The 26,999-nt window shown below is 50.8% G+C and carries 24 protein-coding genes and 1 other annotated feature; of the genes, 13 read left to right on the top strand and 11 right to left on the bottom strand.

Annotated features, from left to right (window positions below; translation table 11 throughout):
* The 3 genes from EKM91_RS00895 (at window position 1) to EKM91_RS00885 (ending at window position 3,343) form a co-directional block, all read left to right on the top strand.
* Entirely contained in the window at window positions 1-1,554 is a 1,554-nt protein-coding gene (locus EKM91_RS00895; RefSeq protein ID WP_125748292.1) for a UDP-N-acetylmuramoyl-L-alanyl-D-glutamate--2,6-diaminopimelate ligase, read from the top strand.
* A gap of 2 nt (window positions 1,555-1,556) precedes the next feature.
* The gene (locus tag EKM91_RS00890) at window positions 1,557-2,309 is read left to right on the top strand and encodes an amino acid racemase (RefSeq protein WP_125748289.1); all 753 of its coding nucleotides are present in this window, start codon (window positions 1,557-1,559) and stop codon (window positions 2,307-2,309) included.
* Window positions 2,310-2,482: 173 nt separating this feature from the next.
* Window positions 2,483-3,343, top strand: coding sequence for an aldo/keto reductase (locus EKM91_RS00885; RefSeq protein ID WP_125748286.1), 861 nt, complete (start codon window positions 2,483-2,485; stop codon window positions 3,341-3,343).
* Between the two features lie 84 nt (window positions 3,344-3,427).
* Here EKM91_RS00885 and EKM91_RS00880 read toward each other — a convergent pair whose 3' ends face one another.
* Entirely contained in the window at window positions 3,428-4,264 is an 837-nt protein-coding gene (locus EKM91_RS00880; protein WP_125748283.1) for a MurR/RpiR family transcriptional regulator, read from the bottom strand.
* 146 nt (window positions 4,265-4,410) lie between these two features.
* Here EKM91_RS00880 and gnd point away from each other — a divergent pair, with 146 nt between their 5' ends.
* From gnd to EKM91_RS00855, 5 genes are all read left to right on the top strand, one after another.
* On the top strand, window positions 4,411-5,322 hold the full coding sequence (gene gnd / locus EKM91_RS00875; RefSeq protein ID WP_125748608.1) for a phosphogluconate dehydrogenase (NAD(+)-dependent, decarboxylating): 912 nt from the start codon (window positions 4,411-4,413) through the stop codon (window positions 5,320-5,322).
* A gap of 3 nt (window positions 5,323-5,325) precedes the next feature.
* Window positions 5,326-6,849, top strand: coding sequence for a gluconokinase (locus EKM91_RS00870; protein ID WP_125748280.1), 1,524 nt, complete (start codon window positions 5,326-5,328; stop codon window positions 6,847-6,849).
* Window positions 6,850-6,921: 72 nt separating this feature from the next.
* Entirely contained in the window at window positions 6,922-7,266 is a 345-nt protein-coding gene (locus EKM91_RS00865) for a hypothetical protein (protein ID WP_125748277.1), read from the top strand.
* Between the two features lie 118 nt (window positions 7,267-7,384).
* Complete coding sequence (locus EKM91_RS00860) at window positions 7,385-8,083, top strand: metal ABC transporter ATP-binding protein (RefSeq protein ID WP_125748274.1); 699 nt, start codon at window positions 7,385-7,387, stop codon at window positions 8,081-8,083.
* Window positions 8,084-8,100: 17 nt separating this feature from the next.
* Complete coding sequence (locus EKM91_RS00855) at window positions 8,101-8,877, top strand: metal ABC transporter permease (protein ID WP_125748597.1); 777 nt, start codon at window positions 8,101-8,103, stop codon at window positions 8,875-8,877.
* 60 nt (window positions 8,878-8,937) lie between these two features.
* On the opposite strand, the gene EKM91_RS00850 is transcribed toward EKM91_RS00855, so the two are convergent.
* The gene (locus tag EKM91_RS00850) at window positions 8,938-9,810 is read right to left on the bottom strand and encodes an NAD(P)-dependent oxidoreductase (protein WP_125748271.1); all 873 of its coding nucleotides are present in this window, start codon (window positions 9,808-9,810) and stop codon (window positions 8,938-8,940) included.
* Window positions 9,807-11,606, bottom strand: coding sequence for an oligoendopeptidase F (gene pepF, locus EKM91_RS00845; protein WP_125748269.1), 1,800 nt, complete (start codon window positions 11,604-11,606; stop codon window positions 9,807-9,809). Before pepF ends, EKM91_RS00850 begins: the two co-directional genes overlap by 4 nt.
* Before the next feature lie 130 nt (window positions 11,607-11,736).
* On the opposite strand from pepF, the gene EKM91_RS00840 reads away from it, so the two are divergent.
* Entirely contained in the window at window positions 11,737-12,879 is a 1,143-nt protein-coding gene (locus EKM91_RS00840; RefSeq protein WP_125748266.1) for an LCP family protein, read from the top strand.
* 206 nt (window positions 12,880-13,085) lie between these two features.
* Here EKM91_RS00840 and brnQ read toward each other — a convergent pair whose 3' ends face one another.
* The 6 genes from brnQ to EKM91_RS00810 all read right to left on the bottom strand — a co-directional run bounded on the left by brnQ (window position 13,086) and on the right by EKM91_RS00810 (window position 20,543).
* Window positions 13,086-14,480, bottom strand: coding sequence for a branched-chain amino acid transport system II carrier protein (brnQ, locus tag EKM91_RS00835; RefSeq protein ID WP_379896408.1), 1,395 nt, complete (start codon window positions 14,478-14,480; stop codon window positions 13,086-13,088).
* A 390-nt stretch (window positions 14,481-14,870) separates the two neighbouring features.
* Window positions 14,871-16,163, bottom strand: coding sequence for a homoserine dehydrogenase (locus EKM91_RS00830; protein WP_125748260.1), 1,293 nt, complete (start codon window positions 16,161-16,163; stop codon window positions 14,871-14,873).
* A gap of 27 nt (window positions 16,164-16,190) precedes the next feature.
* Window positions 16,191-17,336: a trans-sulfuration enzyme family protein gene (locus tag EKM91_RS00825; protein ID WP_125748258.1), complete on the bottom strand. Its 1,146-nt coding sequence runs from the start codon at window positions 17,334-17,336 to the stop codon at window positions 16,191-16,193.
* A gap of 5 nt (window positions 17,337-17,341) precedes the next feature.
* A complete protein-coding gene (locus tag EKM91_RS00820) occupies window positions 17,342-18,454 on the bottom strand; it encodes a trans-sulfuration enzyme family protein (RefSeq protein ID WP_125748255.1) in 1,113 nt (370 codons plus the stop codon).
* Window positions 18,447-19,247: a homoserine O-acetyltransferase/O-succinyltransferase family protein gene (locus EKM91_RS00815; protein ID WP_125748252.1), complete on the bottom strand. Its 801-nt coding sequence runs from the start codon at window positions 19,245-19,247 to the stop codon at window positions 18,447-18,449. Before EKM91_RS00815 ends, EKM91_RS00820 begins: the two co-directional genes overlap by 8 nt.
* A gap of 58 nt (window positions 19,248-19,305) precedes the next feature.
* Window positions 19,306-19,552: a binding site (T-box leader), on the bottom strand.
* 235 nt (window positions 19,553-19,787) lie between these two features.
* The gene (locus EKM91_RS00810) at window positions 19,788-20,543 is read right to left on the bottom strand and encodes a hydrolase (protein WP_125748249.1); all 756 of its coding nucleotides are present in this window, start codon (window positions 20,541-20,543) and stop codon (window positions 19,788-19,790) included.
* Window positions 20,544-20,873: 330 nt separating this feature from the next.
* Here EKM91_RS00810 and EKM91_RS00805 point away from each other — a divergent pair, with 330 nt between their 5' ends.
* The 3 genes from EKM91_RS00805 (at window position 20,874) to EKM91_RS00795 (ending at window position 23,329) form a co-directional block, all read left to right on the top strand.
* Window positions 20,874-21,635, top strand: a complete 762-nt coding sequence (locus EKM91_RS00805; RefSeq protein WP_125748246.1) for a DeoR/GlpR family DNA-binding transcription regulator — start codon at window positions 20,874-20,876, stop codon at window positions 21,633-21,635.
* Between the two features lie 144 nt (window positions 21,636-21,779).
* The gene (locus tag EKM91_RS00800; RefSeq protein WP_125748243.1) at window positions 21,780-22,571 is read left to right on the top strand and encodes a glycosyltransferase family 2 protein; all 792 of its coding nucleotides are present in this window, start codon (window positions 21,780-21,782) and stop codon (window positions 22,569-22,571) included.
* 14 nt (window positions 22,572-22,585) lie between these two features.
* Entirely contained in the window at window positions 22,586-23,329 is a 744-nt protein-coding gene (locus EKM91_RS00795; protein ID WP_125748240.1) for a DUF975 family protein, read from the top strand.
* Window positions 23,330-23,409: 80 nt separating this feature from the next.
* On the opposite strand, the gene lepB is transcribed toward EKM91_RS00795, so the two are convergent.
* The gene (lepB, locus tag EKM91_RS00790) at window positions 23,410-24,009 is read right to left on the bottom strand and encodes a signal peptidase I (RefSeq protein ID WP_164508404.1); all 600 of its coding nucleotides are present in this window, start codon (window positions 24,007-24,009) and stop codon (window positions 23,410-23,412) included.
* Between the two features lie 150 nt (window positions 24,010-24,159).
* Between lepB and EKM91_RS00785 the strand changes: the two genes are divergently transcribed.
* Window positions 24,160-25,704 (top strand): ABC-F family ATP-binding cassette domain-containing protein, encoded by a 1,545-nt coding sequence (locus tag EKM91_RS00785; protein WP_125748234.1) that lies wholly within the window; start codon window positions 24,160-24,162, stop codon window positions 25,702-25,704.
* Window positions 25,705-25,766: 62 nt separating this feature from the next.
* On the opposite strand, the gene EKM91_RS00780 is transcribed toward EKM91_RS00785, so the two are convergent.
* Window positions 25,767-26,510, bottom strand: coding sequence for a class I SAM-dependent methyltransferase (locus EKM91_RS00780; RefSeq protein ID WP_125748231.1), 744 nt, complete (start codon window positions 26,508-26,510; stop codon window positions 25,767-25,769).
* Window positions 26,511-26,999: the final 489 nt, after the last annotated feature.

Below are 26,999 nucleotides of genomic sequence, written 5' to 3'. Positions count from 1 at the left end.
ATGGCATTATCACTAAATGCATGTATTTTACTACTCAAAGAACATCATTTGCTTAAAAGCAGTGCGGTTCAAAATTCGATCGACACTGACATGACTGGTATCGCCTATGATTCCCGTAAAGTCTCTGGCCCCAGCCTGTTTTTCTGTAAGGGCAGTCATTTTCGTCCGATCTATTTATCCATGGCCAAAGACAACGGGGCGGTGACTTACGTCGCAGAAAAACCCTATGTTGAAGGTAACGGGATGAATGCGCTGATCGTGGTCAATGTCACGAAGGCCATGGCGATCTTAAGTGCCGCATTTTACGATTTCCCGCAAGATGATCTCTTCGTGATCGCATTTACTGGCACCAAAGGGAAGACGACCAGTGCTTATTTCACCCGTGGGATCTTAGAACAAGCGCATCCTGAGCGGGTAGCATTATTTTCGACCTTGGATCGTATCGTCGGGCCTAACCCGGATCAACGCTTCAAGTCAGATCTGACGACGCCGGAAAGCTTAGACCTTTTTCATGATATGCGCGTCGCCGTTGATAATGGGATGACGCATTTAGTCATGGAAGTCTCCAGTCAAGCCTATTTGCGCAACCGCGTCTTCGGATTGACTTATGATGTGGGCTTCTTCTTGAATATCACACCAGATCATATCGGGCCGAATGAGCATCCCAATTTTGCCAATTACTTGCATAACAAGATGCAACTGTTGGTCAACTCCCGTAAAGTCGTGATCAATGCGGAAACTGAACACTTCGATGAAGTTTATGCGGCAGCGACGACGACGACGTATCCTGATTCGATCTACTTGTTTGCCAGTGCCGATTTCAAGCCGCAACGGTCAGATATTGCCATTGACTTCCGGTTTGAAAGCCAGACATTAGATACGACGCGCAGTCGCTTCACATTAGTGCCGGTGACTGAAAAAGCCGCCGCGTTAAATGTTGGCGGCCCGTATAATTTAAGTTTGATCGGGGATTTCAACGAAAGTAATGCCACGGCGGCGGTGATCGGCGGCGGGTTGGCTGGGGTCGATGCGGCTAAAGCCAATCCCGGCATCGCTAATGTGCAGATCCCTGGACGGATGGAGCAATTTGCCGTTAAGGGCCATGGGGTGGTGTATGTTGATTATGCCCATAATTATGGCAGCATGAAAGCCTTGATGCATTTTTTGAAGGCAGAATACAATGATCCCAAACTCTTGGTCGTAGTCGGCAGCCCTGGTGATAAAGGCGTTTCGCGACGCCCAGGCTTTGCCAAAGTGCTCACGGAATACGCCAGTGTCGCTTATCTCACCACGGATGATCCTGGGTTTGAAGATCCAGCCGAAATCGCAGCCGAAATCGACCACGGGATCGATCATGACAAGGTCACCGTGCACACGATCCTTGACCGCAAAGAAGCGATTCGCCAAGCGATGACGGCCAGTCGCCCAGGGGATGTCGTGATCGTTGCCGGCAAAGGGGCTGATCCATACCAAAAGGTGCGCGGTGTGGATACCCCATGGCCTCAAGATACGCATGTTGTACAAGAGATCGCTAATGAATTGGAAGAAGGTTAAGCATGCAACGCTTTTTTACGGTCATCGGGGGGATGGGTACCGCTGCAACAGAAAGTTATGTGCGGTTGCTCAATGAGCGCTCCCAGGCCAAAAAAGATCAAGACTATCTGGATTATGTGCTCGTGAACCATGCTTCGGTCCCTGATCGAACCAGTTATATTCTCGATCATACCCAGCAGAATTTTTACCCGGATCTATTGGATGATATTCGCCAACAAAGCCTGTTAAAGCCTGATTTTATGGTGATGGTGTGCAACACGGCGCATTATTTCTATGATCAGCTGCAAGCGGCCACATCGGTACCGTTGCTGCATATGCCGCGCGTGGCGATCAAAGAAATGGCCCAACAATATCCGCATGAATCGCGGATCGGCTTGATCGCGACCAAAGGCACCTTGGCAGATGGGATCTACGCGCGGGAAATTGAATCGCATGGGTGCCAAGTCGTCTTAGGCGATGCCCAGATCCAAGAAATGGTCATGACGCTGATCTATCAAGACATCAAGGAAAACAACCGAGTCGACGGTGAGTTATATCATGAGATCCTTAAACAGATGCATGAGCGCTTTAACGTCAACGTGATCGTGCTTGGATGTACCGAATTGTCCTTAGCTCAAGAAAAAGCCCCAGACCACCCGTATCAGGTGATCGATGCGCAAAGTATCATTGTCGATAAGACCTTGATGCTAGGGCGCGCTTTTCGTGCCAGTGTCGCTCAAGGACAAGCGCAACTGGCAGCACTCATGGCTGAATAGCCGATTTTGGCACATGAAAAGCGCTGGCGGCTTGACGCTGCCAGCGTTTTTGGATGCTTAAGCCGGCTGCGGATTAGGCACTTATAAGTGCGTTATTGCGTTGCAGTGTGTTAACGTATAAATTAGATACCATAAGTGAAAGCTTTGTTTTCAGACAGAAGGAGGATCATGATTTGGCACATTTAACAAAATTAACGGATACCTACACGTTGACGAATGGTGTTGAGATCCCGATCGTTGGTTTCGGCACTTGGCAAACCCCTGATGGCGAGGTGGCCAAGCAAAGCGTTGAAGCGGCGATCGCTGCGGGGTATCGGCATATCGACACAGCGGCTGCTTATGGGAACGAAGAAAGCGTTGGCGCCGGGATCAAAGCTTCTGGCGTGCGGCGTGAAGACCTGTTTGTCACGACGAAGTTATGGAATGAAGATCATGGTTATGATGCCGCCAAAGCGGCGATCGATACCAGTTTGACGAAGCTGGGGCTGGATTATGTGGATCTTTATTTGATCCACTGGCCAAACCCGATCAAGTTCCGTGACAATTGGCAAGCCGTCAATGCCGAGACTTGGCGGGCAATGGAAGAGATCCTAAAGGCTGGTAAAGCACGGGCGATCGGCGTGTCGAATTTCCGCCAGCATCATTTGGAAGAATTAGCCAAAACGGCAACGGTGGCGCCAATGGTCAACCAGATCTTCTTGAATCCTTCCGAAATGCAACCTGAACTGGTTGCTTACAACAAAGCACATGGCATGTTGAATGAGGCTTATAGCCCGCTAGGCACCGGTAAGATCTTTGCCGTGCCAGAACTGAAAAAAATGGCGGCACGCTACCATAAGTCAGTCGCGCAGCTGGTTTTGCGCTGGTCTTTGCAAAACGACTTCTTGCCATTACCAAAATCAGTACATGCACAGCGGATCCAAGAAAACGCACAGCTCTTTGATTTTGAGCTGAGCCACCATGATATGGAAGTGATCGATGCCTTGCATGGGACGGCTGGGACTTACACCGATCCAGACACTGCCACTTTCTAAAGCTGTACCATAAACGCCGCGTCCGGATCGCCTGTTGATTCAACAGGGATCCGGACGCGGCGTTTGGTTTGGCAACGATGCCGGTTATTTGCGCGTTTTATGGATCGTCTTGCGGATCTGTTCGAGTACCGCGGCGGCGCCTTGATCCAGATGCACGGCGCACAAAATAAATAACGTGTCCATTAACGATAATTGGGCAATTAAGGCGTGCAAGGCTTCAACGCGATATTGAGTTTCTTCTGCGACCGCCACCAGCAAAACCGTCGCGAGCTTGGCGATCGGCGATTTTGCCGCCCCGGAAATCACGATCAATGGGACATGATGGTCTGCGGCCACCTGCGCTAAGGCTAGCGCGTCGCGATCGGTCCCGGTATGGGAGATCACGATGGCGCAATCTGCTGGGGTCAAGCGGGTGATCGCCATTAGCTGCATGTGAAAATCACTGGCATAAGTGGCGTTGATCGGGGTCCGTAAAAACTTATGGTACCCGTCTAAGGCGACCAAATTGCTGGCCCCTAAGCCGTACAAGCCGACTTGATTGGCAGTGGTCAATAAGGTGACGGCTTCTTGCAGCTGGGTTTCGGTGAGATTGCTGGCAGTCGCTTGAAGCGCATCCACGTTTGCAGAAAAAACCTTATCTGCCATGGTCAACAGCGAGTCATGTTCCCCGATCTCTTCAAAAAGCTGATGCTTGCCTTGAGGCATTGCCAGGGCTAAACGCAGGCTTTGAAAATTTGGATAGCCCAGATTTTTAGCAAAGCGTGAGATCGTCGCCGTGGAAATATCAGTCTTGGCGCTCAAAGTTGAGATCGACCAAGTGCTGGCGGCTTGTTGATGTTGTAATAAAAACTGGCCTAAAGCGCGCTCTTTGGTGCTCAGCCGTTGCTGATTAGCTTTAAATTGCAAGGCGAAGTTGTGCATGATAGATCCTCCGGCCTACAGTATAGCATGATTGCCAACGAATGCGTGAAACTGGTGACACCAAAAGAAAACAATTTTCATCAGTTTTACTTGATATGTGTAAAACATTTTCATATACTTAGGGCAAACAAGGAGGCTTTTTGACGATGAATATCGGGATGATCGGCTTAGGTAAAATGGGAATGAACTTGGTGCGCAACCTGCGCGACCATGAAATTGCGGTGGCAGCATATGATCTCAATGCGGATGCGCGGGCGATCGTGGCCCAAACTGGGGCGGTGGCCTATGCGACAGTGGATGACATGATCGCCGCTTTGCCAACGCCTAAGATCGTTTGGTTGATGGTCCCTGCAGGTTACCCGACGCAAAGCTGTATCGATGCTTTGGCAGAATCGTTAAGTGCCGGTGACATCGTGATCGATGGCGGCAATTCGTTTTATCGCGACTCGATGGCGCATGCCCAACAATTAGCCGCCAACGGCATCCATTTCTTTGATGCTGGGACTTCTGGCGGCATGGCTGGCGCGCGCCATGATGGCAATTTCATGATCGGTGGCGATCAGAAGACCTTTGCAGTGATCGAGCCGATTTTTCAAGCGATCGCCCAAACGGATGGCTATTTATATACCGGTCCCGCAGGCAGCGGCCATTATTTGAAGATGGTGCACAACGGGATCGAATATGGCATGATGCAAGCGATCGGTGAAGGCTTTGAAGTACTTGCCAAGAGCGATTTTGACTACGATAATGAAGCAGTAGCCAAGTTGTGGGATCATGGGTCTGTGATCCGCGGGTGGCTGATGGCATTAGCCCAATCGGCATTTAGTGATGATCCAAAATTGGATGAGCTTAAAGGCGTGATGCATTCCAGCGGCGAAGGGGCTTGGACGGTTGAAGAAGCATTGCGTTTGCACGTGCCGACTCCGGTGATCTCTAGCGCTTTGATGATGCGGTATCGCTCAGAAGAAGACGATACGATGACCGGCAAAGTCGTTGCGGCATTGCGCAATCAATTCGGCGGGCACGCCGTCGATAAAAAATTAGTTTCGGAGGGATAAACGATGACAGTCATGATCGGGGTGGATATTGGCACGACCAGTACCAAAGTGGTTGCTTTTGATTTGCACGGGCACGCGCAAGCGTCTGCCAACAACTCGTATCCACTGTGCCAATCCGAGCCTGATATGGCTGAAGAATCACCTGAGGAAATTTTTACGGCAGTGATCACTGGCTTAAAGCAAGTCGTTGCACAAGTGGCGGGACATTCGATTGCCGGCATCAGCTTCTCTGCGGCGATGCACAGTGTGATCGTGATGGATGCAGATGACCAGCCATTAACGCAAGTGCTGACATGGGCCGATAATCGCGGGGCGGCGTTTGCCCAGCAATTGCGGGCGGACGGTCGCGGCGCCGCCTTGTTTGCCCGTACTGGGGTGCCGGTGCACCCGATGAGCCCGCTGGTCAAGCTGATGTGGCTGCAACAAGCGCAACCGGCCGTGATGGCCCAAGCTGCTCACGTGATCGGAATCAAAGATTATGTCTTATTCCGGATGTTCGGCCGCTACGTCCAAGATTATTCATTGGCGAATGCGACTGGCTTGATGAATATTTTTACCATGGATTGGGACCCGACGGCATTGGCATTGGCTGGCGTCACCGCCGCACAATTGCCGCAGTTAGTCGATACGGATCACCAACTGAAGCAAATGCGCCCAGAAATTGCTCAGCTCATCGGCATCGCCGCAGACACCCCGGTAGTCATCGGGGCTTCTGATGGGGTCTTGAGCAATCTTGGCGTCGCAGCGATCACACCTGGAACCGTGGCGGTGACGATCGGGACCTCTGGTGCGGTGCGCACGGTGGTGGATCATCCCGTGTGTGATCCTAATGGCCGGCTGTTTACGTATTATTTGGCGCCAGGCCGCTGGGTGATCGGCGGGCCGGTCAATAACGGCGGGGTCGTTTGGCGCTGGGCGCGGGATGCGTTTTTTGCGGACCGTGATTATGATCAATTGACGGCTTTGGCCGCCAAGGTACCAGCTGGAGCAGACGGCTTATTGTTCCTGCCTTATCTAGGTGGTGAAAGAGCGCCGTTATGGGATGCGGATGCGCGCGGCAGCTTTATTGGGTTGACGCGGCAACACGACCGCGCCACCATGTTAAAAGCGGTATTAGAAGGGATCACGTTTAATTTATTTGCGGTGATGCAATTAGTCGCCGCCTTAGCCGGCCAGCCAAAAGCGATCCAAGCGACTGGTGGGTTTGCCCGCAGCGGTTTGTGGCGGCAGTTGTTGGCCGATGTTTTTGCTGCCCCAGTGACGATCCCAGACAGCTTTGAAAGCTCTGCGTTAGGCGCGGCAGTGTTGGGGATGCAGGCGTTAGGGCTGTGTCCGTCATTGGATGCGGTCGTGGACATGGTGGGGCAAACGCACACGCAGCAACCCAGTGATGATGCTGCAGTCTATGCCGAATTAATGCCAGTTTGGACGGATTGTGCTGATCGGTTGGCAGGAGCATACGCAGCTATTGCCGGATTCCAGCGCCGCCATCCAAACGCTAATGCGGCAGTGGCCGCGCAAGATTAACTCTTAATAGCCAGCGCCTCAAAAATGGTGTAGGCTACTAAGAGACTTAATGCGAAACAACAGGAGGCAGTGATGTACGAAGTGACGAAGCGACGGCACGTGAGCGAAAAGGTCAGTGCAGTTTTCCCCAAAGCGGTGACGGACCAGATCTTTGACGTGATCAAGTTGATGAACCAAGCTGATCAATTAGTCACCGCGCCGGTGGCGATCGCCTTTTCTGATGATTATGATGACGATGAACTCTATGCCTTGTTGATTCAAGGCGACCTTGCGCCGGCACAAGAATTTCCGCTGACTTACGCTGGGGACAAGCCATTTTTAGGGCATGGGTATATTTTGATCGTGAAGGACAACCCGAAGACGATCTATATCGATTTCAGTAAGGCCAACGATCTTAGTGAATTAGGCAAGAATTAACCTAAAACGGTATTTTCTTAGAAAATACCGTTTTTTTGATGGCTAATACTAGCCAAGCAGCGCCGTGACGTGTAAACTATTTATTCGTAATCATTACTATTTTCTTTTGGGGGTACATATGACAGACTTACTGTCGGTTGAACATCTAAGCTTTGGCTTTCATGATCGCCAACTCTATTCCGATCTTTCTTTTGCACTTAAAGAAGGGTCGATGACCAGCTTGATCGGGGCCAACGGGGTCGGTAAAACGACATTGATCCGGTTGTTGATGGGCCAGTTGCGGCCGCAGTCAGGACAAATCAAGTTCATGCCCAACATGCGCTTAGGGTACGTCCCGCAATTTCGCAATATCGATCCGGAATACCCGCTGTCGATTCGCAGTTTTGTGCAGCTTAATCAGCTTCAACATGGCTTTCCTTGGCATACCCCTAAAGAAAAGCGGCAATTGGATGCAGTGTTGGCGCAGACGCATTTGACGGCGCGACAGCATCAGCTGCTTGGCCGGGCTTCTGGTGGTGAAAAGCAAAAGGCATACTTGGCCCAGGCTTTATTGACGGCGCCGAATTTTTTGATTTTAGATGAAGCGACCGCTAGTTTGGATGTGAACACTAAAACCGAGCTGATGACGCTGGTCCAAGAGCTGAACGCGACCTTGAAGCTCACGGTATTGTTTGTCACCCATGACTTGCAGCTGGCCAAGGATTACACCCAGCAATATCTCTTGTTGACGCCAAAAGGCCATGAATTGCGGCGCACCACGGAGATGGATGAATCACGGATGCCAAAAGAACTGCGACCAGTGACGGGGGTGCAATAGTGTTCAGCTATGATTTTATGCAAAATGCCTGGTTGGCCAGCACCTTTATTGCACTGACCACTGGGATCGTTGGCGTGTTCGTGACGGCGCGCGGGATGAGCTTTTTGGCGCATACGCTGTCTGAAGTGGGGTTTGCTGGTGCCGCGTTTGCGGTGTTCTTAGGGATCCGGCCGCTGGATGGGATGTTGTTGTTCACGATCACGAGTTCGATCACCGTCGGCCGCTTATCGGTGCAGCAATCTCGGCGGGAAGCATCGATCAGTGCGGTATCGAGTTTGTTTGTCGGCTTAGGGATCTTGTTTTTGTCGCTTTCATCAGCGAGTGCCAGTTATGCCACGACGATCTTATTTGGGAGTATTATTGGGATCTCGCGCAGCGATGTTTGGCAGTTATTAGGCCTAGCAGCAGCCGTCTTATTGACGCTGGGTTTTGGCTATCGGCATTTGGCCTTTGATTCATTTGATGCGATCGGGGCACAAGCACAAGGCGTGCGGCGGAATTTGATCTCGATTTACTTCTTGTTGATCTTGGCGATCAGCGTGTCGATCGGGGCCCAGATCGTGGGGTCATTGTTAGTGTTTATCTTATTGACCCTGCCGCCTGCAGTGGCCAAGTATTTAGGTAAAACCCTGCCGCAAATGTTGGTGATCTCCGTCGTTGCCGCATTGATCGGGGTATGGGCGGGGTTAGCATTAGGCTATTATACGAATTGGCCGGTGACTTTTTTTATTGCAGCGATCGAATTTTGCTTTTATTTCATTGCTTTAGCGCTGCATCGGTGGCGGCTGGATTAACCTGCAAGCACACAATAGGGCCAAGTGACGTTCAGTCACTTGGCCCTATTGGCGCAGCTTTTACCAGCCGGTGTAACTCGTGATCAACCCTTGCGTGCCTAAATCGCCGTGGCCATTATCGACTAAGACTTGATAAAGGCGCTTGGCTTCTTGAGTGGCTGGCAAGTCGATGTTGAGCTTGTCGGCTTCGGCTAAGGCAATGCGCAGATCTTTGACGAAGTGTTTGATGAAAAAGCCTGGCGTATAATCACCTGCTAAGATCCGCGGACCATAGTTGCTCATACTCCAGTTAGCGCCGGCACCGCCGCTGATCGTGGTGATGGTTTGCTGAAGATCCAATCCGGCGGCTTTGGCATAGACTAACATCTCCGTTAACCCGGTCATGGTCCCTGCGATCATGATCTGATTGGCCATTTTTGCGTGTTGGCCCATGCCTGCAGCCCCAAAGTAATTGATCGCATTGGCCATTGTCTTGAAGATCGGGGTTAATTGCGTGACCGTGGCTTCATCGCCGCCGATCATCATCGTGAGCGTCCCATTTGTTGCCCCGACATCCCCGCCTGACACTGGCGCGTCAAGGGCTTGGATATCATGTGCAGTGGCAGTTTGGGCGATTTTTTGCGCCAAACTGGGCGTGCTGGTGGTCATATCGATCACGATCTGACCGGCGCTGGCACCGGCAAAAATACCGTGATCTCCGTAGTATGTCGCTTCAACATCTGCGGGAAACCCGACCATGGTAAACGTGACATCAGTTGCTGCTGCAACCGCTTGCGCTGAGTCAGCCCAATGGGCCCCGTTGGCCAATACCTGATCAGCGTGGGCTTTGGTGCGATTAAATACCGTGACCTCATAGTGGGCTTTGAGCAAATTGTTGATGATCCCAGTCCCCATCACGCCAGTACCAACAAACCCGATCTTCATTGCTATCATCCTTTCAGTAGTTGTTCCAGTTCGGCTAAACGTTGATCAAACACTTTAAAGGCTGCTTCGAGGTAGTCCGGCTGCCGCATATCGACGCCAGCTCGCTGCATGGTGTCGATGGGATAACGCGAACTGCCTGACTTGAGATAGGTCAAATACGCTGCTACCGCCCCAGGCTGATCAGCGCTGATCTTCGCCGCAAGGGTAGAAGCGGCCGCAAACCCGGTGGCATATTGATAAACATAATAATTATAGTAAAAATGCGGGATCCGAGTCCATTCCAATGCGATCTGCGGATCTTGGATCACGGCGGGGCCATAATAGCGGGCATTGATCGCCGCATATTCAGTACTCAAGCGTTCGGCGGTCAACGGTTGGCCGGCAGCGTCTTGAGTATGGAGCCAATGTTCAAATTCGGCAAATTGCGTCTGGCGGAAAACCGTACCTTTGAACCCATCCAAGTAGTAATTCAAGATGTAAGCCCGCACTTTGGGATCGGTTTGGGTTTTTAAGAAGTAATCAGTCAGCAGGTTCTCGTTAGTGGTCGAAGCGATCTCGGCGACAAAAATCGAGTAATCGCCATAGACATAAGGCTGATTGTGGCGCGTATACCAAGAGTGAACGGAGTGACCGGTTTCGTGGACAAGGGTGTATAACGCGTCGACAGAATCTTGCCAGTTCAGCAGGATAAAGGGGTTGGTATCATACGCACCGCCAGAATAGGCGCCAGAACGTTTGTGTTGGTTTTCAACCACATCTAAATAACGATTGTCAAAGATCTCGCTCACCCGCTGGCGATAATCCGGACCCAAAGGCGCCAGCGCCTGCAAGGCAGTTTTTTTGGCGGCCGCAATGGTGTAGCTCAACGGCGGCTGGCCGTTTAAAGGGGTGTAGAGATCGTACATGTGCAAGTCATCAACTTTGAGCACTTGTTTGCGCAAGTCCAAGTAGCGGTGCAAAGAATCCAAATGGGCATTGACGGTAGCGGTCAAGGTATCATAGACGTTTTCTGGGATGTGGTTGGCTGCCATGGCGGCGGCGCGGGCACTGTCATAATGATGTGCGGCAGCTAAGAAGTTATGCCGTTTGACTTCGCCGGCTAGGGTTTGGGCAAAGGTATTCTTCAAGCTGGCATACGCGGCATACAGCGTCTCAAATGCGGCTTGCCGCACGGGGCGGTGCACACTTTTGATCAATTCGCCATATAACCCATGGCTGAGCTGGACGGTGTTGCCGTTGTCGTCTTCGATCACGCCAAATTGGATCTCGGCATTGTTCAACACGCTGAAGGTTTCGCTGCTGGCATTCAAGGCGTCTCCTGCCGCTGACAACAGGGCCTCTTGTTCAGCTGGCAGGACATGATCAGCATTGGCGGTGATCGCGTCCAAGTAGTGGCGGAATTTTTCCAGCGCTGGGGTCTGGGTGATCCAGCTGGTCAAAGTCGCTTGCGGAATACTTAAGATCTCTGGTTCTAAAAATGCGACTTGGCTTGAGATCGTGGTGATCAAACTGTTGGCTTGGGCTTTGAAGCCTTGGTAAGTGGCATTGGCAGTGTCTTCATCGTTTTTAAGACTGGCATAGACATAGACTTTTTCTGTGGCTTGATAAGCGGTCAAAACTGCTTGGATCCCGGCAAGCAAGTGCTGGGGGTCTTGGGCCAGTTGTCCTTGGTGAGCGGCCGCTTGTTTGCCTAAGGCAGCAGCGGCGGTGTAAGCTTGTTGCCACGCTTCATCTGTGGGGAAGATCGTGGTGAGATCCCAAGTCAATTCTGTAGGGACAGATTCTCTTAAAGGTAATGATGACATCGGCATACTCCATTTCTCAACTTTTTATTAACAATATCATAACACGGACTTTTTTTAGTGATTTTCGTGCGCTTATCGGGTTTTCCGAGTAAAATACAACGAGAGAACGTCTAGATATAGGAGCGAATATATGGAAGAACAAGAAAGCCGCCGATCAAGAAAACCTAAAAAATCGCGGCGCAGCATGGGTCATTATCTCGTGATGATCCTGTTGACGCTGCTGGTGCTGATCGCTGGCTACGCCGTCCGCTTATATAGCCAAACGAAAACTGCCGTCGATAAGACGTATGATCCGGTATCGGCAAAAGCTGCGGCCGCATCTGATATTTCTGGTGATCAGCCGATCAGTATTTTACTGTTAGGTACGGATACCGGGGATTTTGGCCGTGAGTACAAGGGCAATTCAGACACCATGATCTTGGTGACGATCAACCCTAAACATAAGCGTACCACAATGGTTTCGATCCCGCGCGATACCCTTGCTGAAATCGTTGACGGCAACGGTGCCGGACCGCAAAAAATCAATGCCGCCTATAACGCTGGCGGCAACGAAGCCGCGATGAAGACGGTGTCCAAGTTGTTGAATGTGCCGATCAACTATTATGTCACCGTCAACATGGCGGGGTTGAAGAAGATCGTGGATGCCGTTGGCGGCGTTGACGTCAATATTGCGTTTACTTGGCGCGATCCGCATGTCAGCAATGAAACCTTCACTAAAGGCAAAGCCCATTTAGACGGCGCCCGTGCGCTGGCTTATGCGCGGATGCGCTACGAAGATCCAGAAGGTGATTACGGCCGACAAAAGCGGCAACGTGAGGTGATCACCCAGATCGTGAAAAAAGCCTTGTCTGCTAGTTCATTGAGCAATTATCAAGCCGTGATGAATTCACTGTCGTCCAGCATGCGCACGAGTTTGAAGTTTGGCGATATGGTCGCGATCGCAGAGAATTATCGGGACTGTATCAAAAATATCGATCAAACGACGCTTAAAGGGATGGGGGTCATGATCAACGGCGGGTCGTATCAAGTGGCCACGACAGACGAACTGCAAAAAGTTTCCGATAAGGTCCGCACCGAAATGGGCCTGAAAACCAAAACCTTAGCTAACTATGATACCAAGCAAAATGACTTGAACACTAAGGCTGGTTTTGACTGGAGCAACGGGAACAACCCGGTTTACTCCCTTTATGATGATAATGGTACCGCTACTGGGACCACCACGTATTCTGATGATGGGACCGCCGTCACGACTGCCGGCCCAGGCGGTTATTGACTGGCACATCATCGTGAAACGGCTTGGCCCAACAAATAAACCGCTTTGCCTCACAATCCCTTTTTTGGCGCGTGAGGCAAAGCGGTTTTTAGTTTCAGGCGGTTTATGCCGATAAAAAGCGCCTAGCTTCAGCTACCAGCTGAAGCTAGGCGCAAGGTGACATGATGGCGAGACAAGCAAGCTGCTTGGCTTTTGGGATCGCCGTTTTAGTCGAGTTCGGCGGCAGGCGCCGAGGCGTCTTTGAACGATTGGCCGGTGAGCTTGGCGATCAACATCCCGCCAAGCAAACCAACTAGCATAAATGGTAAGAAGTCCATTGAGATCGAAAACATTGGAATATAGTGCATCCCGAAGTCATTGATCGCCTTGAAAAAGCTCATGTTGGCGATAAATGGCGGCATGGCGTGGATCGCATCCAAGATCGCCGGGATCATCGTCAAGCCGATGGTCGTGCGGTAAATCGTTTTTTGCTTCCCAATGAATGGATGCAAGATCCCTAAGATGATCAAAGCGATCGCCAGCGGATACAACAGCATCAGGATCGGTGAAGAAAGCGCAATGATCTGGTTCAAACCGAAATTTGAGATCAAAAATGACCCAAAGCAAGTGATCGGCAGGAATTTTCCGAAGCCGATCTTCGGGAAGCGTGTCCCGAGGTCTTGAGATAAGGAACTCACTAACCCGATGCAGCTGGTCAAGCAAGCTAATAAGGTCATTGCTCCGAGCAATGCGGTGCCGATCATGCCGGTATAGTGGGTCATGATCGCATTGAAGGCTGGACCGCCGTTAGCCGTGATCTTCGTGAAGTGCAAGGAGATCACCCCTAAAGCGATCAAAAAGATATAAACGATCGCTTCTAGCCCCATCGACATGGCGCCGACTTTGGCCACATCTTTGGAGCGGGTCGTGGCGTTATTGACCCCGAAAAATCCTAAAGCTGCAACGATCGTGACCCCAAAACCTAAACCGGCCAAGGCGTCCATCGTGTTATAGCCTTGTAAAAAGCCATTGGATAAATTAGCCGTAGCAGCTGTGGCATGTGTGCTGGCGGCTAGCGTTGCGCCGTCACCTTTGATCAAGAAGGCGGCAAAGAAAGCGGCCGCTAACAATAGTAGCAATGCTGGATTGAGCAGTTTGCCGACATAATCAGTGATCTTTTGGGGATGACGAGAAAGCAGATAGGTGATCAAGAAATAAGCGGCTGAAAAGAGCAATAAGGCGAGTTGGGTTTGGCCTTTAGAAATGAACGGTTGGATCGCCATTTCAAACGAAACGGTGGCCGTCCGCGGCGTTGCGATCAACAGGCCTAAACTGGCGTGGGTGCAAATCAAGAAGAAAAGCGCAAACGTGTGCCCAACCGGGCGAGCGAGATGATACATGCTGTCGCTTTCTGTCATAGAAATAGCCAAGATCGCCAATAGCGGCAGCAACACGGCAGATAAAAGAAAGCCTAAAGTAGCGGGGATCCAGTTGCCGCCAGCGATCTGGCCGAGATGGATCGGGAAGATCAAGTTGCCGGCGCCAAAGAATAAGCCGAATAACATGGATCCTAAAATGATATATTCTTTACGTGTGAGTTTGTGATCGGATAAATGTTGCATCATGATGACCTCCAAAAATTTCGGGATTTCATTGAGATGTGGTGCTTGTGGGTTTGGCCGAGCCCACAAGAAAAGCGCCCTTAGCAGAATTGCTTCTGCCAAGGGCGCTTATTGCGCGTTACCACCTTGCTTCGCCGCGATGTCACCATCACGACCTCTAAAAGTACGGCCGCGACCGGTTCGCGGCGATACTCCATTGCTGTAATGGGCGCAATCCCAGTCACCACTCCCAAACGGTCGCAGTGACGACTCGTAACCTACTTTCACTGGCGCTGCATGACCGCTTCACACTGACTGCGGCTCACTGACATGTGCGACCAGCTACTCTTGTTACTCAATGTCTTGTCTCAATTGATGTTGTGACTAATGTAAATGAGATTAAACAAAAAGTCAAGCGGTAAAACTAATTTTTTTCTCATCTGTTTGAAATTTTGTCACGGTGCCTTGCAGATCTGGGGAAAAGATCGGCAAGATATGCTGGAGGCTGATGCCAACAAAGTGATTTAACGCGTCCCGCCATTGGGCGATGGTTTGGCGATCGACGGCTTGCGTCAAGAGGTGCAGCTGGTCACCACTGGCATAGATCTGTCCATGGATCCCAAGTTGCGTGGCCACGTCTAAGCCGGTGACCAAGCCATTCGTGCTCAAAGCGATCAGCTGGCGGGTGGGTTGGTCCAAAGCGGTACTCGGTTGTGGCGCTAATCCCGCTAATTCAGGCGTATGGCCGTCTTGAAGCGCTAAGGCGGTGGCTTGCAAGTCGGCGATCACAGCATTGGCAGTCGGCAAACTGCCGGCGCCGGGTCCGGTCAACATGAGCTCATGCGTATTCGTGCTGGCCAGCACGATGGCATTAAATTCATTGACGACACCGCTTAAAGGATGCGACTTTGGCACTAACGTCGGGGCAACGGTCAAATCGAGTTGATTATCAAGCCGCCTGGCGCTGACCAGCGGCTTGATCGTGAAGCCGAAGAAATCAGCCGCGGCAAAATCAGCTCGGCGCAGCGTGGTGATCCCTTGACGATGAATATTGGCCAGCTTCGCGTTCAGATCAAAGGCCAACCGCGTCAAGATCAATAACTTGTATGCCGCGTCTAAGCCTTCCACGTCATTGGTCGGATCCGATTCGGCAAATCCCTTGGCTTGTGCTTGCGCTAAGGCTTCAGCATAGCTGCAGCCAGCGGCCATTTGCGTCAAGATGAAGTTGCTCGTGCCGTTGGCGATCCCAGCCAAACCGGTGATCGCATCACCGGCAAAGTTGGTATTCAAGGTCCGCAAGATCGGGATGCCGCCCATTACCGCCGCTTCATAATTCAACCCGACGTGGTGTTTTGCGGCTAAGGCCGTCAGGGCCTGCCCATGCGTTGCGATCAGGTCTTTATTGGCGGTGATCACCTGCTTGCCATTTTTCAAGGCTTGTTTTAACAGGGCAAAAGGCAAGTCGATGCCGCCCATGACTTCGACAATGATCTGAATATCAGGATCATTGACGACGGCCAAAGCGTCGGTTGTCAATGCGATGGCGGGAAATTGTGCTTGGCGTTTAGGCGTTAAAGTCCGCACGGCAGCGCGGGTGATCTTCAAGTGTAGTGAAGCCAGTTGGGGTGTTTGCCGAGCTAAGATCGTGGCGACGCCGCGACCAACCGTGCCAAGTCCTAACAAACCGACATTGATCGTTGTCATAAGCGGTCTCCTTTCTCATTTTGCGATTTAGTGGTTGAGGCGTGCCAGTCCCTGGGCAAGGTCGGCTTGCAGATCAGCAGGATCTTCCAACCCCACTGAAAAGCGCAACAGCCCAGGCGTGATCCCACAAGCGAGCTGTTCTTCAGCGCTCATTTCCGCATGGCTCATTTTTGCCGGATAGGAAAGGATCGATTCGACCCCGCCTAATGACACGGAAAATTCTGGGATCGAAAGGTTTTCGGCTAAGATCTTCGCATTGGCGGCACTGCCAACATCGAAGCTGAACACGGCGCCGCCGCTGGTCGCTTGTTTTTGCTGCACGGTGTAGCCGGGATCACTGGCTAAGCCAGGATAACAAACCCGGGTGACTTGCGGCTGCTGCTCTAACCAAGCCGCCAGCTGCAGCGCGGCTTTGCTGGATTGCGCCATCCGCACGCCTAAGGTTTTGATGCCGCGCAGCAGCAAGAAGGTGTCAGTGACGCCTAATGTGGCGCCAAAAGCATTTTGGATGAAGTAGATCCGACTGGCTAAGCCAGGATCATTGGTGATCGCTGCTCCGGCAAGAATATCAGAATGACCCGAGAGAAATTTCGTAGCGGAATGGACGACGATATCCACCCCGAGGCGCAAGGGTTTTTGTAAAACCGGTGACATGAAGGTATTATCAGCGATCGTTAAGAGCTGGTGGCGCTTGGCGATGGCGACAACCGCTGCAATGTCAGTGACAGCCAAAACCGGATTGGAAGGCGTTTCGATATAGATCGCCTTGGTATTCGGGCGGATCGCGGCTTCAAGTGCATCTAAGTCGGTTGGGTCGACAAAGGTATGCGAGATCCCAAAGCGAGATAAAACGTCTTCTAGGATCCGAAACGTGCCGCCATAAACGAATTTGGTGACGACCAAATGATCCCCTTGGCTAAAAATTTCTAAGACGCTGGAAATCGCCGCCATCCCCGTGCTATATAAAAAACCAAACTCGCCGTCTTCTAAGGCCGCCACGGCTTTTTCACCGGCTTGCCGCGTCGGATTGCCGCTGCGGGTATAATCGAATTTGCCAAAGTGATCAAAGCTGGCTTGATTGAAAGTCGAGCTGAGGTGCACTGGGGTATTAACGGCGCCGGTAGCGGGGTCGGCAACAGTAGTCGCTTTGATGATCTTAGTCCAATCGTGCATGGTGGTTACTCCTTTGAGTGGGTGATGGCTTGAATAATGTCTTCGGCAATATCGGCTTGGTCTTCTAAGCCGACAGAAACGCGGATCAGATTAGGGGTGATCCCCAACGCGCGGCGTTGGGCTTCTGGCATGTCATGGTGGGTTTGCACATCAGGAACGGTGATCAGTGTTTCCACAGAGCCTAGACTTTCTGCAAACGAACAGATCTGCAGGTTTTTTAAAAAGGTATCAACAGCATACTGTGTGTTCAGATAAAAGCTGATCATGCCGCCGATCCCGGCGTATAAGACTTGGTCGACGCCAGCTGTTTGTTTGAGCTGTTGCGCAACGTAGCGGGCGTTGGCCGTGTGCGCATGCATCCGAATGTTGAGGGTCTTCAACGAGCGGATCAACAGCCAAGCATCGAAAGGATCTAGGTTTTGGCCGGTAGTGGTCAGCTGCTGGCTCAAACTTTCGGCTAAATCAGCATTGTTGACCACCACTGCCCCAGCAAGGATGTCGTTGTGGCCGCCGAGGTATTTGGTCGCTGAGTGGACGACAACGTCTGCGCCTAGCGTCAATGGCTGCTGATAAACCGGCGTCAAAAAGGTATTATCTACCGCCACTAAAATGTCGGGGCGCACCGCGTGCACCGCAGTTGCGACGGCTTCGATATCGATGACTTTCATCGTCGGGTTAGACGGGGTTTCCAGCCAAATGAGCCGGGTGGTCGGCTGCAGCTTCAATAGCAGCCCATCTACGTCGACGCCATCCCAAGTATCGTAGTTGATCTGATATTTGGCTTGGCGCTCATCGAAGTAGCGAAACGACCCGCCATAAAGATCATCTGAGGCAATGAAGTGGTCGCCAGTTTTGGTGAAGGCGGAAAAGACCAAATCGATGGCGGCCATACCAGAGCTGACGGCAAAAGCCGCGCTGCCTTTTTCAATGGTGGCCAGTTGGGTCTCGAGCAAAGCGCGCGTTGGTGTCGTCAAGCGTGAGTAATCAAAGCCGGTGGATTCACCTAAACCCGGGTGACGAAAGGCAGTCGAGAGATATAATGCGGGAACAACGGTACCAGTACGGTCATCTTCGGTACCGTTGGCCCCTTGGATCAGTTGTGTTGCAAGTTTAGCCATGTGCGCGCCTCCATGTGGGTTGTAACGAGTCAAGCCAGGCACTGTAGACATAAGTTGCATCTGCTTGCCAGGTATTGTGTGGTTGATAATCTTCATCAAAATAATGTGCGGGTAACGGGGTCGTTTGATCTTTGTGATAGTCGCGATAATATTCAGCACGCAAGGTCCCGGTTTGATATTCCAGGTGGCCTGCGAGATACCAGCTGTTGCTGGAAGCGTCTTCGATCAAAGTGGCGCCGAGTTGATCATCGCCGGCAATGATCTGGCCGCGACGAACGGCGTTTTGGGGGATCGTAAAGAACCGCGATTGCGGCATGGTCAAGCCTGAGGTGGTGTAAACGCCGGAGACCTTGCGGGTGAGCTGCCTGCCGGTAAAGGCGCCATCGATCGCCCCAGCGGCATAAGCTGCCCAGCAAATGAAAAGACTGCCTGCAACATGCGTATGCCGCCACGCCAAGATCTTATGCAATTCTGGCCAAAAGTCGATTTGGTGGAAAGCCAAGCGGTCCAGCGGCGCGCCAGTGATGATCAAGCCGTCAAAAGATTGCGCGGCAATATCACTGAAGCTCGTATAAGCGGCACGGATATCGGCTTCGTTATTGTGCAGCCGGTGGCTGTCCGGCAAGCAAAAGGTCAAAGCCACAGGGACCTCTAAGCGGGCAAAAAGTTCTGCAAATTGGCGTTCCGTGACAGCGCGATTAGGCATCAGATTCAGGATCAATATTTTTAATGCCGCGGCAGCAGGTCGCTGCGCCGTGCGGGTCAAGCCGCTAATGATCGAAACGTGAGCCATGTTCGGCCGCCTCCTTTGACTGTGTATGCCGACAAAAAAATCCCGCGATCCATAAGGACCGCGGGACGCTTGTGCGTGGTACCACCCGTGTTTTGTTCATCGTCACCGGTGAACACTTACTGCGTACAGCGTTTAATCAACGCGATACGGTGACGCAATAACGGGCGTACCCGGTCTAAACTTACTAATAGCTCGTCTAGACAGCACTCAGAGACCATTTTCACCTCGGCAGCGACACCGACTCACACCAACCGTCGGCTCTCTTAATCCGTGCGTGAGATTACTTATCCCTTCAACGTACTAAAATGATTATGATAATAATAAGGTATTTTCTCAGTTTGGTCAACCCTAATTGTCATGATAATCACATTTTTGTCTCAACTAGCCAGCCCCTGCCATGAGATTGATCAATAGGCGGAGGAAGTGGTCACGGCTGATTTGCCGGTCACGCTGCTTAGTTGGTCATGAGCAAAAAAAGTTCCGGTGAGCAGCGAGGGCTTCCTCAATGCTTACCGGAACAGTGCTTAGATGGTTGATCGCTTAACCGACGACTTCAACTGTGGCGTATAAGATACCTGCAGCTGGGATCTGGTTATTAGGCATCGCAACATCCAATTGGTTCGGGTTGCCGGCAGCAAAGCCGCCAGTATCATTGACCACCCGATACCAAACGGTGCCGTCTGAAAGGGTGATCTTCAGTTGTGTCCCCTTAGGAAAAACAGATAAGTTGGCAGCCACACCGCCATAGCCCATGTTTGAGCCTAAAACAGCAGGATCGTAGAAACTTAACTTGAAGGTGCCTTTATTAGTGGTGGTTTGCGAAGCCGTTGCGGGTTGCGCCGCTGGTTGGCTGGCTTGTTGCTGCGCTGCTTGTTGTTGCGCCGCTTTTTGCTGTGCAGCCTTTTGTGCGGCTTGTTGCGCCGCTGCTTGTTGCGCGGCTGCCTTTTGGGCGGCGGCTTTTTCAGCCGCCGCTTTTTCAGCCGCCGCTTTAGCCGCTTCAGCACGTTCTTCAGCTTCTGCGATTGGGTTGACCCCAACGACAAATTTAATGTTGGTCTTCGGATGGATCATTTGATTCGTCTTAACGATCGTTTGCGCTGTGGCGTTGTCCGCCGCTTGTTGGTTGTTTTTGTCAGCAACAAGGTGTTGCGTTTGCGTCGTTGTATCGATGGCATCAACTGTTTTGGTGGTGGTGTTGATGGCGAATAAGGTCCCACAGGCGGTCACGACCGCTGCGGTCAATAGATGTAAACGTTGGCTTAAGATAAGCTTCACTCCTAAATTGTTTTCGTACATTTCCCCTAGAACAATTTGCAGTATAGGCGATGGGTGTGTCAGGCCGATACCAGATGAATGACAAAAGCCGGCGTTTTCGTCATATTGTCACTTGTTTGTTACATTAGCAAGGCGAAATATTTTGTTACAAAAGAACAAATGTTTGTCATCGATTTGGGAATAGGCGGTATAAAATGCGTGGTTAAAGGGTTCTGGTCACCACAAATATAAAAATAACGTCATTTTTTAGTTGCACCGGTTAATCGCGTTTTTACAACTAGATCATTTGATTCTGCTTCTGTTGCTGGTTTCGGGTATAATGACAGTATCAAAGTAAATGGGGTGGCTAGCGTGGCGATGTATCGTGAGAAGCGGTTTGAACAGATCAAGAAATTACTCGATGCCAAACAAGAGTTGAGCATTGAAGATATCATGAAAGCTGTTGGCGTTTCGCGCGACACTGCTAGAAGAGATATTGTGGCGTTAGACGCTAACGGTGCCGGACGGCGCACGCGCGGCGGGATCGTTAGTTTGACCTTTGGCCATACGATTCCTAGTTATTCTGAACGGCAGAAGTTGTTTTCTGCGGAAAAAACGGCCATGGCTGCGACAGCATTGGCCATGCTCCAACCTGGCGGCGTCTATTTTATCGATGATTCGACGACGCTGTTGAAGTTATCGCAAAGCATTGAGATCCCAGTCACGATTTACACCCATTCATTGGATAATGCCATTGCATTGGCGGTCAAAAGCAATGTCGATCTGCGTTTATTAGGCGGGAAGTTGAATCACCACGCCCGTTTTTTCTTTACCCCAGCCACCTTGATGACTTTGGCAAATGTGGCCTTTGACGCGGCTTTTATCGGTGCAACGGCGATCGCGCCGCAAGGGTTGTATTTTGTTTATGAAAGTGATGCGCAGATCAAAGCGGCGGTGGCTGGCGCGGCCAAGCGCATCGTGGTCGTGTCTGAAGGCCAAAAATTTAAAACAACGGCGACATATCGCGGCTTTGAACTGGCAGCGATCGATACGTTGATCACTGATGCGCCGATCGATGCCACGCGGCGCGCCTGGTTTGATCCTGGTACCGAGTTGGTCGTGGCCAAACCTTAACCTTCAATTAAATTTGGAATGATAATCATCGGTCGCGTGGCTCGGTGTTTGTCTAAGCTTAAGCGGCCAGTTATACTGGAAGATATTCAGGTGCGGTGAAAGCCCAGGCTTGAGTTTAATGACAATAAGGATGTAGGTGAGCAATTGACGACACCATTAGTGTCCGTGATCGTACCGGTTTACAACGTTGAACGGTACCTCAAGCGGAGCGTTTTAAGCCTGATCGATCAGGTATATACGAATCTGCAGATCCTTTTGATCGACGACGCGTCGACTGATCATTCTGCAGCAGTGATCGCTGAATTTGCGGCGCAAGATCCACGCATTCAGCCGATTTATTGCGCCCAAAATCGCGGTGTCTCAGCAGCCCGCAACGCCGGCTTAGCCAAGGCTAAGGGGTTGTATGTGGCGTTTATGGACGGGGATGACTGGGTCGCACCAGACTATATCAGCAATTTTGTGGCCGCCTTAGAAGCTGGCCCATATGATCTGTTAGTCAGCCCGTTTTATACAGATTCACCCACGCCGCAACCGGTAGCCGGTTCCTTGTGTCGCAATCGAGAGTTGTCCCGGGGGCAATTGTTACGAGGAATGCTCAAGCCGGTGGGTAAAGTGCGCGGTTACTTATGGAATAAATTTTATCGGCGCAGTGTGATCACGGCGCTTCATTTGCAGTTTGATGAAGATGTGACGATCATGGAAGATGAGCTGTTCAATACCGCTTATATTATGGCGACCAGTCGTTTTTATTATTATGGCCAGCCGGGGTATCACCATGTTGTGCGCAGTGATTCGGCAACGCAATCCCTTGGGGTGATCGGTGCCGTACCGCAACAGTTATGGGCGCTTTGGCGAATCTGGCAGATCATGCTGAAGGAAAAACGGGCCGTGGGCGTGGCGGTGTCAGAATCTGATCAAACGAGTTCGTCACATTAAATAAGGAGGTAGGCATGGACAGTGAATTATTGACCCGAGCGCAGATCAAACGCCAAGCGAAGGCGCAATTGCGTCAACGCGGGGTTTGGGGACAAATGATGATCGCCAACTTGCTGCCATGGGCGATCACAGTCGTGTTTACACTGATCGCGGCATGGAGCGTGGTGACAGTGGCTAGTAATTTTGGTATTGCGCGGATGGGTAGTGACCCTCAAGGTTTTGTGACGTATTATGCCAATCATGCTGACACCTCATCAAGCTTATTGGAAAGCTTGATCATGCTATGGTTCACGCAAGGGGTCGCCTTTACCGCGTTAGACCTTTATCGCGGTGAGATCCAAACAGTCCAACCAGGCAAGGCGGTATTGCGCTTGTTTAATGGCACATATTTTTTCGGCATCTTACTGGTGGCGATCGGCTTGCGTTTCTTATTAGTGATCGGCTTTACCGCGTTTGTGATCCCGGGGATCTTGGTCTATTTTGGCATGGCGATGTGTTTTTATGCTTACTATGACGGCAAGCGGGCGGCAGCGTCAGGGCATTATGGTGCCTTTCAAGCGTTAGTCGCGTCTTGGCGGTTGATGCGCGGGTTCAAGTTGGATTATTTTGTCTTGCAGCTGTCGTTATTAGGGTGGACCCTCTTAAAGCTCATCACTTGGCACCTGTTTGATTTCATGATCGATCCTTATCTGCAGTTAGTTGATGCGGGTTTTTATGATAATGTCCGCCGGCATTACCAACGCTCGCTGGCAGCGTGAGCTGAGATCGCTACGGCGGTGCGGCATCAATATGAGATAAAACAATGGCCTGCACGAGTTGATGTGCAGGCCATTGTTTTTTAGTATGTTTTCATTTTTGATAGTGGCCAGTAGCGCCAAACCACCACGGATTGGATCTTGCCTTTGGCAATGAAGCCGAAGTCGCGGCCGTCATGAGAGACCAAGCGGTTATCCCCCATCACGAAGTATTCACCCTTGGGAACAGTTTTGGACTGAGTCGATGCCAGGGTGGCAATATTGAAGTCTTTGGTAAATTGGACAGAGCCAATGGCGACGCCTTGTTGGGTCGCAAAGGCTTTGAGCTCGTCGTCCATGAACTTGGTTTTGAGATAAGGCTGGGCTTGGACCTTGCCGTTGATATATAACTTGCCGCTTTTGACGGCGACGGTATCACCAGGCATGCCGATCACACGCTTGATATAAAGCTGACCAGGTTTGTCAGGCGCGTCGATCACGACGATGTTGTTACGATGAACGGCTTTGTTTCTGACGGAATAGAGGCGGTCGCCGTCTTCAAGCGTCGGCTGCATCGACGTACCTTGAACAATGTCTTTGCTCAAGACATACTTCATGAGGAGTTGCGTACCTAAGATCACAACGACGAACAATACGATCAGTTCGATCGTCGACTTCATGAAGCTATTTTTTTCTTTCTTCAAAAGGACACCTTCTGCGATTCGATTTTGCCCATAGCATAACATAGCGGGTAAGTGAATGGAAAGTATGGGTCTGGCGTGATTTGCGCCAATTGCACGACTGTGCTAGCCTTAATAAGGCGAATTTTCAGAAAATATGAGAGGAGGCGGCTTATGAGTGTTCTAACTGTCACGCATCTGTCGCAGCGTTTTATCGATAAGCAGCTTTATCAAGATGCAAGTTTTCAAGTGAACAAAGAAGATCATCTCGGGATCATTGGGCAAAATGGTGTGGGGAAGAGTACGCTGATCAAAATTTTGACCGGCGCGCAAGAACCTGATGAAGGGACGATCATTTGGCAAAAACATGTCCGGGTCGGTTACTTGGATCAATATGCCAATTTGTTGCCCGGTCAGACGATCTTAGATTTTTTAAAGACGGCATTTGCACCTTTATATGCTAAAGAAGCCAAGATGAATCAGATCTATGCTGACTATGCGACGACCCTGGATGATGAGCTGCTTGCCAAAGCGGGTGAGTTGCAAGAGGCGCTTGAAGCCGCTGACTTTTACGATCTGGAAACGACTATCGAAACAGTGGCAACTGGTTTGGGACTGGATGCGATCGGCTTGGACCACCCGGTCGATGCGTTGTCTGGCGGCCAGCGGTCGAAGATCATTTTGGCCAAGCTGCTGTTAGAAAAACCGGATATGCTCCTATTAGATGAACCAACTAATTATCTTGATGTCGGGCATATCCAGTGGCTGACAGAATGGTTGAAAGATTTTGACGGGGCGTTTATCGTGATCTCGCATGATTTTGATTTTCTCCAAGACGTGACCAATGCGGTGTTGGATATCGAATTTGCCCAGATCACTAAGTACACCGGCAGTCTCAAGCAAGCCTTGCGTCAAAAAGAAAAAGATCATGAGACTTATTTAAAGGCGTACCACAAGCAGCAAGCACAGATCCAAAAAACCGAGGCCTTCATTCGTAAGTTTAAAGCGGGGTCGCGCTCGACTGCAGCGCGTTCGCGTGAAAAGCAATTGGCCCATGTTGAGCGCCTGACACCGCCAGGTACCCGGGCAAAGGCGCATTTGGAGTTTCCTTACCAACCCGTGCAGCGGCAGATCTTGGTTTCAGTCAATGATCTGGTGGTGGGCTATGAACAGCCTTTGCTGGCGCCAATCAATTTTTCGGTTGCTCAAGATGAAGTGATCGCTTTGGAAGGGTTCAACGGGATCGGTAAATCGACCCTGTTAAAGACGATTTTGGGCCGGCTTCCGGCAATATCCGGGGGTGTGCAAGTCGCCGAAAATGTCGTGTTTGGTTATTTCGAGCAAGAGTTGCGCTGGCAAACCCCAAAACAAAGCCCGTTGCAATTTTTGCTAGGGGAATACCCGGCCCTTAGCCAACGGCCCTTGCGCCAAGTGCTGGCACGTACTGGTTTGACGCGCGAAGAAGCGGACAAGCCCTTGCAGCTGCTTTCCGGGGGCGAGCAAAGTAAGGTCAAGCTGGCGGATTTGATGTTGCAACCAGCCAATATCCTAGTGATGGATGAACCGACCAACCATTTAGATGACGATACTAAAAATGCGTTGCGCGCGGCATTGATCGCATATCCTGGCGCGGTCTTGTTAGTTTCTCATGAAACTGGGTTTTATGATGATTCTTGGGTCGACACGCGGATCAATATCGAAAATTTGCGTCAAGCTTGATCAATTGCAAAAAACAGCCTGCCGTTTCAACCACATTTTGTGGGTGAGGCGGCAGGTTGTTTTTATGCTTGGAAAACAGGCCAAGTCAATAGTTCGAAGCGATAGGTGATCGTGGTGGGAATTGGCGCTTGCGCCGTTTCAGCGCCAAGTGCTTGCGCCAGCTGGGTGGCTTGTTTCAAGCCAAAAGGGCGCGCAAAGCTTTGTAAGAGTTCGGTGGTCGTGGTCAATTGCTGACGGTGGTAGGTGAAGACTTGGCGTTGCCAATGCCGGTGGTGAGCGGTCAGCAAGCGTTGGTATGCGACCGTTCTCTTCGGATCAGCTTGGTAGCTTAATGGCAGCGGCCAGCCCATTTTGGCAGCGGCGATTGCTTGCAGGTGATCGTGTTGTTGGCTTTGGCTATTGATCGCCACCGCATGCGTCGCCAATCGTTCTAGTAATAGTAGTTCTGAGGCTTTTAATGTCGGCAATTGGCTCACAAAAACCAGATCAGCCAGCGGTTTGGCCGGCAGCTGGAGCCAGTCTTGCTGTTGGTAAGCAACGTTATCAAGTTGGTGAGGGTCAAGCCACGCTTTTGCAGCGGCTAGCATTTGTTTTGACCAGTCAACTAATAAGACGTGCTTTGCGTGCTGGGCTAATGGCAGACTGTAGCGGCCGCTGCCGGCAGCGATATCTGCAACCGTAAGCTGTGCCAATGGAAACTGTTGGTCAAGGGCAGCGGCGACGTCTGTTTCGATTGGCAGCGTTGATTCACGCTGTACGGCAGCATAAGTGGCAGCGAAGTCATCCCATTGTTTTGGTGTGTCCATATCGATGCCTCCGAATTGATTGAAATATATATTTTAAAAAAGGTTGACGGGGATACGCTCACTTGGTATGATATCAAAGTTGTCTTTTAGATAACACCGGGATCGCCAAAGGATGTTGAAAAAAAGTGTTTGACATCAGCAAGCGGACTTGGTATGATATATAAGTTGTCGCGAACGTCTTGGACGTTCACAAGAAATGAAATAACAAAAACTTCTTGTTGACAGCGATAAGAGAGATATGATATACTAAATAAGTTGATTGTATCGATCGACAAGGTAGTCCTTTGAAAACTGAACAAAGTTTCGTAAATGTGATAGGGCTTTTCTTAAATGAAAAGAATTAAACATGAGCGAAGTCAATTCGCTAGTAAATCTCGGATCTAAGGTTTCGGCCTTAGTGAAGAACAACAAACGAGCTATTCAAATAACTCATTATATGAGAGTTTGATCCTGGCTCAGGATGAACGCTGGCGGCGTGCCTAATACATG

It is taken from the genome of Lacticaseibacillus baoqingensis, from assembly GCF_003946165.1.
In the GTDB taxonomy this organism is placed as follows: Bacteria; Bacillota; Bacilli; order Lactobacillales; family Lactobacillaceae; genus Lacticaseibacillus; species Lacticaseibacillus baoqingensis.
This window is presented reverse-complemented; position numbering and strand designations above follow the sequence as displayed.

Excerpts from the sequence above, each read along its gene's own strand:
- pepF (WP_125748269.1), bottom strand. The coding sequence starts at position 11,606 with ATGTCATCATTACCTTTAAGAGAATCTGTCCCTACAGAATTGACTTGG.
- EKM91_RS00865 (WP_125748277.1), top strand. The coding sequence starts at position 6,922 with ATGTACGAAGTGACGAAGCGACGGCACGTGAGCGAAAAGGTCAGTGCA.
- EKM91_RS00840 (WP_125748266.1), top strand. The coding sequence starts at position 11,737 with ATGGAAGAACAAGAAAGCCGCCGATCAAGAAAACCTAAAAAATCGCGG.
- brnQ (WP_379896408.1), bottom strand. The coding sequence starts at position 14,480 with ATGCAACATTTATCCGATCACAAACTCACACGTAAAGAATATATCATT.
- EKM91_RS00870 (WP_125748280.1), top strand. The coding sequence starts at position 5,326 with ATGACAGTCATGATCGGGGTGGATATTGGCACGACCAGTACCAAAGTG.
- EKM91_RS00880 (WP_125748283.1), bottom strand. The coding sequence starts at position 4,264 with ATGCACAACTTCGCCTTGCAATTTAAAGCTAATCAGCAACGGCTGAGC.
- EKM91_RS00825 (WP_125748258.1), bottom strand. The coding sequence starts at position 17,336 with ATGCACGATTGGACTAAGATCATCAAAGCGACTACTGTTGCCGACCCC.
- EKM91_RS00785 (WP_125748234.1), top strand. The coding sequence starts at position 24,160 with ATGAGTGTTCTAACTGTCACGCATCTGTCGCAGCGTTTTATCGATAAG.
- EKM91_RS00895 (WP_125748292.1), top strand. The coding sequence starts at position 1 with ATGGCATTATCACTAAATGCATGTATTTTACTACTCAAAGAACATCAT.
- EKM91_RS00820 (WP_125748255.1), bottom strand. The coding sequence starts at position 18,454 with ATGGCTAAACTTGCAACACAACTGATCCAAGGGGCCAACGGTACCGAA.
- EKM91_RS00850 (WP_125748271.1), bottom strand. The coding sequence starts at position 9,810 with ATGATAGCAATGAAGATCGGGTTTGTTGGTACTGGCGTGATGGGGACT.
- EKM91_RS00795 (WP_125748240.1), top strand. The coding sequence starts at position 22,586 with ATGGACAGTGAATTATTGACCCGAGCGCAGATCAAACGCCAAGCGAAG.
- EKM91_RS00830 (WP_125748260.1), bottom strand. The coding sequence starts at position 16,163 with ATGACAACGATCAATGTCGGTTTGTTAGGACTTGGCACGGTTGGTCGC.
- EKM91_RS00890 (WP_125748289.1), top strand. The coding sequence starts at position 1,557 with ATGCAACGCTTTTTTACGGTCATCGGGGGGATGGGTACCGCTGCAACA.
- EKM91_RS00860 (WP_125748274.1), top strand. The coding sequence starts at position 7,385 with ATGACAGACTTACTGTCGGTTGAACATCTAAGCTTTGGCTTTCATGAT.
- EKM91_RS00815 (WP_125748252.1), bottom strand. The coding sequence starts at position 19,247 with ATGGCTCACGTTTCGATCATTAGCGGCTTGACCCGCACGGCGCAGCGA.
- EKM91_RS00810 (WP_125748249.1), bottom strand. The coding sequence starts at position 20,543 with ATGTACGAAAACAATTTAGGAGTGAAGCTTATCTTAAGCCAACGTTTA.
- EKM91_RS00855 (WP_125748597.1), top strand. The coding sequence starts at position 8,101 with ATGCAAAATGCCTGGTTGGCCAGCACCTTTATTGCACTGACCACTGGG.
- EKM91_RS00780 (WP_125748231.1), bottom strand. The coding sequence starts at position 26,510 with ATGGACACACCAAAACAATGGGATGACTTCGCTGCCACTTATGCTGCC.
- gnd (WP_125748608.1), top strand. The coding sequence starts at position 4,411 with ATGAATATCGGGATGATCGGCTTAGGTAAAATGGGAATGAACTTGGTG.